Source organism: Stenotrophomonas sp. (genome assembly GCF_036662295.1).
Taxonomy (GTDB): Bacteria; Pseudomonadota; Gammaproteobacteria; order Xanthomonadales; family Xanthomonadaceae; genus Stenotrophomonas.
Map to the genome: position 1 here is coordinate 1 of NZ_JAVWXA010000127.1, position 10,644 is coordinate 10,644.

Here is a 10,644-nt window from a genome sequence, read left to right on the forward strand (position 1 = left end):
CGCCTGCCCGCGTCCCCGGCGACCTGCGCCTGCGCGCCGTTGCCAATCCCACGCCCAGTCGCTTCGGCCACACCGATCCTGCCAATGCAGGCGCCGTGATCGGTGCCCTGCTTGCGGCCGGCCAGGCCTGCCTGTCCGGCGAACTGCACGGCGTGGTCACCGGTCCGGTGCACAAGGCGGTCATCAACCAGGGCGGCATCGCCTACAGCGGCACCACCGAACTGCTGGCCGACCAGGCCGGGGTGCAGGTGGTGATGATGCTGGCCAACGACATCGTGCGCGTGGCCCTGGCCACCACCCACCTGCCGCTGCGCGCGGTCGCCGATGCGATCACCGCCGACGGCCTGGCCCACACGCTGGGCATCGTGCACGCGGCCATGCAGGGCCAGTTCGGCATCGCCGCCCCGCGCATCGCCGTGCTTGGGCTCAACCCGCATGCCGGCGAAGACGGCCACCTGGGCCGTGAGGAACTGGACCTGGTCATTCCCCTGCTGGAGCGCCTGCGCGCGGCGGGCATGGACCTGATCGGGCCGCTGCCGGCCGATACCGCCTTCCTGCCGGCCCGGCTGGCCGGCGTCGATGCGGTGCTGGCGATGTACCACGACCAGGGCCTGCCGGTGCTCAAGTACAGCGGCTTCGAGCAGGCGGTCAACATCACCCTGGGCCTGCCCTACCCGCGGGTGGCGGTCGACCACGGCACCGCGCTGGACCTGGCCGGCCGCGGCATCGCCGACCCCTCCAGCCTCTTCGCTGCCACCGGCCTGTGTGCCCGGCTGGCGCGGCAACGTACACTGACGCCATGACTTCACCGTATTCCTCTTCCGCCGCCGGGTTCACCGGACCGGCCAAAAAGCAGCTCGGCCAGCACTTCCTGGCCGACCGCACCTATATCGACAGGATCGTGCTGGCGGTCAACCCCAAGGACGACGACCGCCTGGTCGAGATCGGCCCGGGCCAGGGCGCGATCACCCTGCCGCTGCTGCGTCGCCACCCGCGCCTGACCGTGATCGAGTTCGACCGCGACCTGGTCGGCCCGCTGGCGGCCGCGGCCGAGCCGCTGGGCGAGATGACCATCATCCACCGCGACGTGCTGCAGGTGGACTTCACCGCGCTCGCCGGCGACGGCCGGATCCGTCTGGTCGGCAACCTGCCCTACAACATTTCCTCGCCGATCCTGTTCCATGCACTGGACCACGCGGCGGTGGTCACCGACATGCACTTCATGCTGCAGAAGGAAGTGGTGGACCGCATGGCCGCCGACCCCGGCAGCAAGGTCTACGGCCGGTTGAGCGTGATGCTCCAGGCGTTCTGCAAGGTCACCTCGCTGTTCGTGGTGCCGCCGGGTGCCTTCCGGCCGCCGCCGAAGGTGGATTCGGCGGTGGTGCGGCTGATCCCGCGCGACCCGGCCACGGTGGGCATCGTGGACCGCAAGCGCTTTGCCGATGTGGTGCGCGCCGCGTTCGGCCAGCGCCGCAAGACCCTGCGCAATGCGCTGAACGGGGTCTGCACGCCGGAGCAGTTCGAGGCGGCCGGCGTGCGCAGCGATGCGCGGGCCGAGCAGCTGGACGTGGCCCAGTTCATCGCGCTGGCCAACGTGCCGCACGCACCCGGCCCCGACGCCCCCCAGGGGTGAACGCCAGCGCGCGCGGTCCTGGCCGCGCGCCGGCACGCTGCACCGCCGCTGCGCCCTGCCCGGGCGCGCCGGCGATTGCCGCGCTCACCTCAACCTGCACAACTTTCACTAAACTGCCTGCATGAACGACGCTGCACACTACGCGATCTCCGTCGAGGTCGCCCCGCGTTTCCTCGATGACCAGTCCACGCCGGAGGACGGGCGCTACGCGTTCGCCTACACGATCCGCATCCACAACGGCGGCCGCGTCGCCGCGCGCCTGGTGGCACGCCACTGGCGCATCACCGATGCCAACGGGCGCACCGAGCATGTCGATGGCGACGGGGTGATCGGCGAGCAGCCGCGGCTGCGCCCGGGTGAAGACTTCCGTTACACCTCCGGTGTCATGCTGGAAACCGAACACGGCACGATGCAAGGGCATTACGACATGGTCGCCGACGATGGCACCGAGTTCGCCGCGCCCATCGCGCCGTTCGTGTTGACCGTTCCACGCACACTGCACTGATGGAGGCGCACGCATGAGTGTCTGGGCCATCGGCGACCTGCAGGGCTGCTACGACGTCACCCAGCGGTTGCTGGAGAAGATCAACTTCGACCCGGCGGTGGACAAGCTGTGGTTCTGCGGCGACCTGGTCAACCGCGGCGGCCAGTCGCTGGAGACCCTGCGCCTGGTGCACTCGCTGCGCGAGAGCAGCGTGGTGGTGCTGGGCAACCATGACCTGAGCCTGCTGGCGGTGGGCGCGCGCACCGAGGAAGAGCAGCGCAAGGTCAACCCGGACCTGCTGCGCATCGTGCAGGCCGAGGACCGCGACGAGCTGCTGGAGTGGCTGCGCCTGCAGAAACTGCTGCACATCGACCGCGACCTGGGCTGGATGATGATCCACGCCGGGCTGGCGCCCAAGTGGACCACGCAGCTGGCCGAGAAGCATGCCCGCGAAGTGGAAGCGCAGCTGCATGGCAGCGGCTACCGCAAGCTCTTCCGCAACATGTATGGCGACAAGCCGAGCTGGTCGCCGGGGTTGTCCGGCTACGACCGCTCGCGGGCGATCATCAACCTGTTCACCCGGATGCGCTACTGCACCCCGCGCGGCCGCATCGGGATCGAGGACAAGGGCACCCCGGGCACGCAGGAACAGGGCCTGTACCCGTGGTTCGAAGTGCCCGGCCGTGCCGAGCGCGACCTGAAGATCGTGTGTGGCCACTGGTCCGCCCTGGGGCTCACCATCACCCAGGGCGTGCATGCCATCGATACCGGCGCGGTGTGGGGCGGCAAGCTGACCGCGCTGCGGCTGGATACCGAAGAGTTGCGCGTGGTGCAGGTGCCCGGCCGCGACGTGCCCAAGCCGGCCACGCCGCCGCGCCCGCCGGCACGACGCGCCAGCGGCGAAGGCGAACCGGGCAACGCCCGGCCGCCGCGCCAGGGGCAGGGCCAGCGCCGCGACCGCGGGCCGCGCCACCCACCGCGCCGCGCGCCCGAGCCGGCCGGTGACACCGGCGGAAGTACCCCCACCCCGGCATGACGCGCGCCGCGTCCCGGTGGTGGCCGCTGGTGCTGGCGCTGCTGGTCGCGGCCTGCGAACGTGCGCCGGCACCGACCGGTGTGGCGGCCGTCTCCGCGCCGGCGCCGGCCGCCGCCGCTGGCACCCGTGCGCCCTCGCCGCCATTGGTGGCCGCCGCGCGCGGCCAGGTCGGGCAGACCGTGCGCTACGACCCGGCCTACGCCGTGCTGGCCTACCCCGGCGGTGACGTGCCGCTGGATCGCGGCGTGTGCACCGACGTCATCGTGCGTGCGCTGCGCACCCAAGGCCTGGACCTGCAGCAGCGCATCCACGAAGACATGCGCGGCGACTTCAGCGCCTATCCGGCGCTGTGGGGCCTGTCGCGGCCGGATCGCAACATCGACCACCGGCGGGTGCCCAACCTGATGCGCTGGTTCGAGCGCCAGGGCTGGCAGCAGCCGGCATCGACCCAGCCGGCGGACTATGCCGCCGGCGACATCGTGGCCTGGAAGCTCAACGGCAGCGGCCTGCTGCACGTGGGCATCGTCTCCGACCGCCGCCTGGCCGATGACACCCCGCTGATCCTGCACAACATCGCGCGCGGCACCCGCGAAGAAAACCTGCTGTTCGCCCACCCCATCATCGGCCATTACCGGCCACCGGCCTGAGCGCGGACACCCGCAAGGACGCGACCGCATGCCTGACCTGGCGTGCCTTGGCGACGTCAACGCGGCGTTGGGAGCGCAAGGCCGGTCCTTCCGTCAACGGGCTCAGCGCCGGCGGTAATCCACGAAGTCGAACGCCATCGCATGCCGCGCATCGGCAGGGTGGTGCTCACGTGCCACCTCGACCCAGTGCGCCGGATCGACCGGCGGGAAGTGGGTGTCGGCCGCCACGCGGGTATTCACCCAGGTCAGGTGCAGGTCGGTGGCCTGGGCCATCGCCAGCCGGTAGACCTCGCCTCCGCCGATCACGCACAGCTCGACCGCGCCGGCCTCGCTGGCGTACTGGCGCGCCTGGTCGATCGACGCCACCGCCTGCATGCCCGCGAACGGCACCTGCCCGCTGCGGGTCAGCACCAGGTTGGGCCGCCCCGGCAGCGCGCGGCCGAGCGACTCGGCCGTCTTGCGCCCCATCAGGATCGGCTTGCCCAGGGTCAGCGCCTTGAAACGCTTGAGGTCGTCGGGCAACTGCCAGGGCAGCTGGTTGTCACGGCCGATGCCATGGTCGCGGTCGAGCGCGGCGATCAGCGACAACGTCATCGCACTCACACCGCCACCGGGGCCTTGATCGCCGGGTGCGGATCGTAGCCGTCGATGCGGATGTCCCCGAACTGGAAACCGAACAGGTCGGTCACCGCCGGGTTCAACCACAAGGTGGGCAGCGCGCGCGGTTCACGCGCCAGCTGCTGGCGGGCCTGCTCGAAGTGGTTCGAATACAGGTGCGCATCGCCCAGGGTGTGCACGAAATCGCCCACGCCCAGCCCGGTGGCCTGCGCCACCATGTGGGTGAGCAGCGCGTAGCTGGCAATGTTGAACGGCACGCCCAGGAAGATGTCGCCACTGCGCTGGTACAGCTGGCAGCTGAGCTTGCCGTCCACCACGTAGAACTGGAACAGGTTGTGGCAGGGCATCAACGCCATCTGCGACAGCTCGCCCACGTTCCAGGCGCTGACCACCAGCCGCCGCGAATCCGGGTTGCGCTTGATCTCCTCCACCAGCCACTGCATCTGGTCGATGCTGCCGCCATCGGCGGTGGCCCAGCTGCGCCACTGCTTGCCGTAGATCGGGCCGAGGTCGCCGTTGGCATCGGCCCACTCGTCCCAGATGCGCACCTGGTGGTCCTGCAGGTAACCGATGTTGGTGTCGCCCTTCAGGAACCACAGCAGCTCGTGGATGATCGAGCGCAGGTGCAGCTTCTTGGTGGTCACCAGCGGGAAGCCGTCGGCCAGGTTGAAGCGCATCTGCCAGCCGAACACGCTGCGCGTGCCGGTGCCGGTGCGGTCGGATTTCTCCGCGCCGTGGTCCAGTACGTGCTGCAGCAGGTCCAGGTAGGCTTTCATGCGCGCGCTCCGGCGGCCGGGGCCGGCAGCACCGGCTGCAGCACCGGCGCGCGGCGCGACAGCGCCAGCAGCACCAGGCCGAACACGATCAGCGGCACGCACAGGATCTGGCCCTTGGTCAGCCAGCCGAAGGCGATGTAGACGCCGTTGTCGGGCATGCGCACGAACTCCACGGCGAAGCGGAACACGCCATACATCAGCGCGAACAGGCCGGCGATCACGTAGCGATGGCGCGGCTTGGCCGACACCACCCACAGCACCACGAACATCACCAGGCCCTCCAGCAGCGCTTCATACAGCTGCGAGGGATGGCGGGCGTATTCGTTGAGCGCGCCGGTGGCGAACTGCGCGCGCAGCATGGTCATGTCCAGCGGCGCCAGCGTGGCCGGCAGCCCACTGGGAAACACCACGCCCCAGGTGCCATCGGTGTACTTGCCCCACAGCTCGGCGCCGATGAAGTTGCCGATGCGGCCAAAGCCCAGGCCCAGCGGCACCAGCGGGGCCATGAAATCGATGGTGTCAAACAGGTGCAGGCGGTGCTTGCGCGACCAGTACCACGAGGCGAACAGCACGCCCAGCAGGCCGCCGTGGAAGCTCATGCCGCCATCCCACACCTTGAACAGCAGCAGCGGGTTGTGCAGGAAATCGCCCAGCGCGTAGAACAGCATGTAGCCCACGCGGCCGCCCACCACCACGCCGAGCATGGCGTAGAACAGCAGGTCGGAGAACCCGTTGGCATCCACCCCGGGCAGGCGCCCGGCCGCGATCCGCTTGCGCCCCAGCCACCAGGCGGCGGTGAAGCCGAGCAGGTACATGATGCCGTACCAATGCACCTTGATCGGCCCGAGCGAGAGGGCGATGGGATCGATGTCGTGGAGATAGATCATGGGCGATGCCTTGCAGGTCAGCGGATATTCTAAGGCCGCGCCACCTCAACCAAGCAGTTGGGGTGCGTCGGGCAGGTCATCGCCGTTGGACCCGGGCCGCGGCGGATAGTGCCCGGCCAGCAGCGCGGAGACCTCCTCGATGGCCAGCAGTACCGCCTCGTGCACGGCGCCCTGCCGCAACTGCTGCTGCATGTGGGCGCAGATGGCTGCCCATTGCGCCTCCCCGACCTTGCCGCGCAGGCCGCGGTCGGCGACCAGCTCGATGGCATGGTCGGCCAGCAGCAGGTAGACCAGCACGCCGTTGTTGTCTTCGGTATCCCAGGTGCGCAGCTGGGCGAAGGCCTGCTCGGCACGCTGGCGCGGGGTGACGCCCTGCCACAGTGCCTGCAGGGGCAGGTCGGCCTCCAGCGCGAACATCACCTGGCCGCCATGGCCACGCTCGCCGGCGGCGATCGCCTCGGTGATGGCCTGCAGCCGGGCCGGCGGGAACGCGCGGCCCACGCTGGGCGCGAACAGATGGCGCCACCAGCGCATCACCAGCCTCCCGAGGCGCCACCGCCTCCGGAACGCCCACCGCCGCCACCCCAGCCGCCACCGCCACCGCCGCCGAAGCCACCGCCACCGCCACCGCCAAAGCCGCCACCGCCGCCCCAGCTGCCACCGCCCCAGCCGCCGCCGCGTGCGAACACGCCGCCGCGACCGGCCGAGGTCAGCCCGACCAGCAGGCCCACCAGCGCGGCCGCACCACTGGCCGCCACCAGCGAGGTGAGCAGGAACGCGGCCAGCCCGGCGCCGCCACCGCTCAACAGCGCGCGCAGCGGGCGCGGCGCCCAGCCCAGCAGGCCGCGCAGGAACATGCCGACAAACAGGCCGATGCCCAGCGCCAGCGTCCAGTTGCCACCGGCCGGGGCGCCCTGGCTGCGATGGGTGCTGACCGGCGCAGGCAGCTCCTCGCCGTCGATCAGCTTGACCAGCGCGGCGCTGGCATCGCTGAGACCGCCGGCGTAGTCGTTGTTGCGGAAGCGCGGGGCCAGGTATTCCTGGATGACGCGGTTGGCGATCGCATCGGGGATCGCGCCTTCCAGGCCGTAGCCGGGCTCGATGCGGACCCGGCGGTCGTCCTTGGCCACCACCAGCAGCACGCCGTCGTCCACGCCCTTGCGCCCGACCTGCCATTGCTCGAACACCCGCTGGGTGTACTGCTCGATCGATTCCGGCGCGGTGCTGGGCACCATCAGGATCTGCAGCTGGCTGCCCTTGCGCTGCTGCAGCGCCAAGGCCTGGGCCTCGAGCGCCTGGATCTGCGCCGCCTCCAGGGTGCCGGTGGTATCCACCACCGGCGAGGCCATCGGCGGGATCGCCGCCTCGGTCTGTGCCCAGGCGGGCAATGCCAGCCCGAGGCAGAGCAGCAGGACCCAGCGCATCAGGCGCGTGTTCACCGGCTCAGGTGCCCGGCTGCGGCTGCGGCTGCGGCTGCGCGGCCGGCTGGGGGGCCGGGGCCGGGGCCGGGGCCGGCGAACCGAACTTGACCGCCGGCGGCTGGGAAATCTGCGCTTCGTTGTCCACGGTGAAGTTCGGCTTGACCGCATAGCCGAAGATCTTGGCGGTGATCACCTGCGGGAACGAGCGGATGTAGGTGTTGTACTCCTGCACCATCCCGATATAGCGGCCACGCGCCACGGTGATGCGGTTTTCGGTGCCTTCCAGCTGCGCCTGCAGGTCGCGGAAGCCCTGGTCGGACTTCAGGTTGGGGTAGTTTTCGGTGACCACCAGCAGGCGCGACAACGCCCCGCTGAGTTCACCCTGCGCCTGCTGGAACTGCTTCAGCGATTCGGCGTCGTCGGCGTTGACGTTGATCTGGCCCACCCGCGAGCGCGCGTTGGTCACGTCGGTGAGCACCTGGCGTTCCTGGTTGGCATAGCCTTCCACGGTCTGCACCAGGTTGGGGATCAGGTCGGCGCGGCGCTTGTACTGGTTGAGTACTTCGGACCAGCCGGCCTTGACCTGTTCGTCCTTCTGCTGGATGGCGTTGTAGCCGCAGCCTGACAACAGGGAGGCCAGCACGGCCAGCAGCAACAGACGGGAAAGCGATCGCATGGCCGGCTCCGGCGCTCGGTGGACAGGAGCCGGAGCATGCCACGTCTGCGGTAAAGCCCGCGTCACCAGCGACGCCGCGGATCGGTGCCGACCACCGGTCGGCACCTGGCCTGCCAGGGCGCCAACGCGCGCCCCCCCGTTACCAGTTGCCGGCGCCCGGCACGTGGTGGGCGACGGCGCGGCGGCGCATCAGCAGGTTCAGCCATTCCACCAGCACCGAGAAGCCCATCGCGGCGTAGATGTAGGGCTTGGGCACGTGCACGCCCAGGCCGTCCAGGATCAGCACCGCGCCGATCAGCAGGATGAAGGCCAGCGCCAGCATCTTCACGGTGGGGTTGGCGTCGATGAAGCGGCCCAGCGGGTTGGCCGCCAGCAGCATGACCGCCACCGAGAGCAGGATCGCGGCGACCATCACCGGCACGTGGTCGGCGATGCCGACGGCGGTGATGACCGAGTCCAGCGAGAACACGATGTCGATCACCGCGATCTGCGCGATGACCATGCCGAACACGGCCGAGGCCTTGGTGGTGGTGGGGTCTTCGTCTTCGCCGCCGGTGATCAGCTCGCGGATTTCCATGCCGCCCTTGATGATCAGGAACAGGCCGCCGAGGATCAGCACCAGGTCGCGGATGGAGATGCCGATACCGGCCACGGTGAACAGGTTGGCTTCCATGTGCGCCAGGTAGGCCAGCGACACCAGCAGGGCGATGCGGGTGATGCAGGCCACCGCGATGCCGAGCTTGCGCGCGAACGGACGGCGCGCTTCGGGCAGCTTGCTCACGGCGATGGAGATGAAGACCAGGTTGTCGATGCCCAGGACGATTTCCAGGGCGCTCAGCGTGAACAGGGTCAACCAGACGTTCGGGTCGGACAGCAACTCAAGGAACATGGACGTGGATCCTTACAAGGGGGAATGAGCCGGGGGGCAGCTCAGAAAAAGCGGGGAAGCAGGACCAGGGCCCAGCACAGCAGCACGTTCATCATCAGCACGAACACCGCCGCCGAGCCCATGTCCTTGGCGCGGCCAGCCATCTCGTGGAATTCGCTGCCATAGCGCTCGATCACCGCTTCGATGGCCGAGTTGGCCAGTTCCATGGCCAGCACCAGCAGCATCGAGCCGATCATCAGCGCGCGCTCGACCGGGCTCTGGCCCAGCCACAGCGCGACCGGGGCCAGCACCACCAGCAGGTAGACCTCCAGGCGGAAGGAGGACTCGTGCAGCCAGGCCGCGCGCAGCCCCTGCCAGGACCAGACCGCGGCCTTGAAGATGCGGCGGGGACCGCGCGGCATGTGCCCGATTTCATCAGCCACGTAGGCACGCTCCGCGCGGCGGGGCGGGCCGGGACGAGGGGAACAGCACGCGGCAGGAGGTCATGGGCATGGCTGAATGGGCGGGCAATCCGTCATTTTGCCACAAGCCCGGCGGCCCATTGTCGAAGGCGGCCGCGGCCGGGGCCTGCGGGCGGCCCCGTCACCGCGACGGCCGGGGCACCGGGATGCCCCGCCGTGCCCGGCAAAGCGGCCGGGATCATCCGCTTCTATGATGGGGGTCAACCGAACCGGGCGCCCGACGGGCGCCAAGCCGAGGAGTCTGCCGATGCGTTACCGCTGCACCCGCCCCCTGTTGCTCGCCCTGGCCCTGGGCGCCGCCCTGCCCGCCTTCGCCCTGTCCCCGCCCGCGGAACCGCGGCAGGCCGCCCCGCAGGTGCCGGCGCAGGTGTCCAACGTGGCCTGGGCGCAGGACATGGCCGACTTCGCCAAGGCCGACGCTGCCAACCCGCCAGCGCGCGGCGGCATTCTCTTCATCGGCAGCTCCTCGATCCGGATGTGGGACCGCCTGGCCGCCGACTTCCCGGGGCAGCCGGTGCTCAACCGCGGCTTCGGCGGCTCGGAGGTGCGCGACAGCACCTGGTACGCCGGCCAGATCGTGGCCCCGTACGCGCCGTGCAAGGTGTTCTTCTACGCCGGCGACAACGACCTCAACAGCGGCCGCAGCGCCGTGCAGGTCCGCGACGACGTGGTGGCCTTCGTGCAGCGCGTGCACCGCGACCTGCCCACCACCACTGTCGACTACATCTCGATCAAGCCCAGCCCCTCGCGCGCGAACCTGCTGCCGGCCATCATCGAGGCCAACGCCCTGATCAAGGCCGCGCTGGCCAAGCTGCCCCGCACCGGCTACAGCGACATCTACACCCCCATGCTGGGCAGCGACGGACAGCCGCGCCAGGCGTTGTTCCGCGAGGACATGCTGCACATGAAGCCGGAAGGCTATGCCATCTGGACCCGGGTGCTGGCGCCGAAGGTGCGGTGCGACTGAGGATTCCGGCTCCTGCCTTTGCTCTTTCTCTCCCCAAGCCAACCGGCCAACTGTCGGGGGTCGGGGTGGGTGGGTTGGCGGGACCGTCATACGCCATGGATGGCGTATGCGAGCCCCCATGGACGGGTTAACGGCGTGTCCCGCCAACC

14 protein-coding genes are annotated in these 10,644 nt (G+C 69.9%); 6 read left to right on the top strand and 8 right to left on the bottom strand.

What is annotated here, in order from left to right:
* The 5 genes from pdxA to RSA25_RS17365 form a co-directional block, all read left to right on the top strand.
* On the top strand, positions 1-803 hold an 803-nt coding region (pdxA, locus tag RSA25_RS17345; protein WP_332810080.1), incomplete at its 5' end, for a 4-hydroxythreonine-4-phosphate dehydrogenase PdxA.
* Positions 800-1,633 carry a 16S rRNA (adenine(1518)-N(6)/adenine(1519)-N(6))-dimethyltransferase RsmA gene (rsmA, locus tag RSA25_RS17350; protein WP_332810081.1) on the top strand — a complete coding sequence of 278 codons (834 nt, stop codon included), beginning with the start codon at positions 800-802 and terminating at the stop codon, positions 1,631-1,633. The genes pdxA and rsmA, both read left to right, overlap by 4 nt.
* A gap of 121 nt (positions 1,634-1,754) precedes the next feature.
* On the top strand, positions 1,755-2,138 hold the full coding sequence (apaG, locus tag RSA25_RS17355; RefSeq protein WP_259209111.1) for a Co2+/Mg2+ efflux protein ApaG: 384 nt from the start codon (positions 1,755-1,757) through the stop codon (positions 2,136-2,138).
* 13 nt (positions 2,139-2,151) lie between these two features.
* Positions 2,152-3,153 carry a symmetrical bis(5'-nucleosyl)-tetraphosphatase gene (locus RSA25_RS17360; protein WP_332810082.1) on the top strand — a complete coding sequence of 334 codons (1,002 nt, stop codon included), beginning with the start codon at positions 2,152-2,154 and terminating at the stop codon, positions 3,151-3,153.
* A complete protein-coding gene (locus RSA25_RS17365; RefSeq protein WP_332810083.1) occupies positions 3,150-3,800 on the top strand; it encodes a DUF1287 domain-containing protein in 651 nt (216 codons plus the stop codon). Before RSA25_RS17360 ends, RSA25_RS17365 begins: the two co-directional genes overlap by 4 nt.
* A 102-nt stretch (positions 3,801-3,902) precedes the next feature.
* On the opposite strand, the gene RSA25_RS17370 is transcribed toward RSA25_RS17365, so the two are convergent.
* The 8 genes from RSA25_RS17370 to RSA25_RS17405 all read right to left on the bottom strand — a co-directional run bounded on the left by RSA25_RS17370 (position 3,903) and on the right by RSA25_RS17405 (position 9,489).
* Positions 3,903-4,394, bottom strand: a complete 492-nt coding sequence (locus tag RSA25_RS17370; protein ID WP_332810084.1) for a dihydrofolate reductase — start codon at positions 4,392-4,394, stop codon at positions 3,903-3,905.
* A gap of 5 nt (positions 4,395-4,399) precedes the next feature.
* On the bottom strand, positions 4,400-5,194 hold the full coding sequence (locus RSA25_RS17375; protein WP_332810085.1) for a thymidylate synthase: 795 nt from the start codon (positions 5,192-5,194) through the stop codon (positions 4,400-4,402).
* On the bottom strand, positions 5,191-6,081 hold the full coding sequence (gene lgt, locus RSA25_RS17380; RefSeq protein WP_332810086.1) for a prolipoprotein diacylglyceryl transferase: 891 nt from the start codon (positions 6,079-6,081) through the stop codon (positions 5,191-5,193). Before lgt ends, RSA25_RS17375 begins: the two co-directional genes overlap by 4 nt.
* Before the next feature lie 45 nt (positions 6,082-6,126).
* Positions 6,127-6,615 (bottom strand): TPM domain-containing protein, encoded by a 489-nt coding sequence (locus tag RSA25_RS17385; protein WP_332810087.1) that lies wholly within the window; start codon positions 6,613-6,615, stop codon positions 6,127-6,129.
* Entirely contained in the window at positions 6,615-7,520 is a 906-nt protein-coding gene (locus tag RSA25_RS17390; RefSeq protein ID WP_332810088.1) for a TPM domain-containing protein, read from the bottom strand. The genes RSA25_RS17385 and RSA25_RS17390 overlap by 1 nt, the downstream gene beginning before the upstream one ends.
* Before the next feature lie 4 nt (positions 7,521-7,524).
* Positions 7,525-8,178, bottom strand: a complete 654-nt coding sequence (locus RSA25_RS17395; protein ID WP_332810089.1) for a LemA family protein — start codon at positions 8,176-8,178, stop codon at positions 7,525-7,527.
* Positions 8,179-8,317: 139 nt separating this feature from the next.
* Complete coding sequence (locus tag RSA25_RS17400) at positions 8,318-9,067, bottom strand: TerC family protein (protein ID WP_332810090.1); 750 nt, start codon at positions 9,065-9,067, stop codon at positions 8,318-8,320.
* A gap of 41 nt (positions 9,068-9,108) precedes the next feature.
* Complete coding sequence (locus tag RSA25_RS17405; protein WP_332810091.1) at positions 9,109-9,489, bottom strand: diacylglycerol kinase; 381 nt, start codon at positions 9,487-9,489, stop codon at positions 9,109-9,111.
* A 286-nt stretch (positions 9,490-9,775) separates the two neighbouring features.
* Between RSA25_RS17405 and RSA25_RS17410 the strand changes: the two genes are divergently transcribed.
* Positions 9,776-10,495 carry an SGNH/GDSL hydrolase family protein gene (locus tag RSA25_RS17410; RefSeq protein WP_332810092.1) on the top strand — a complete coding sequence of 240 codons (720 nt, stop codon included), beginning with the start codon at positions 9,776-9,778 and terminating at the stop codon, positions 10,493-10,495.
* Positions 10,496-10,644: the final 149 nt, after the last annotated feature.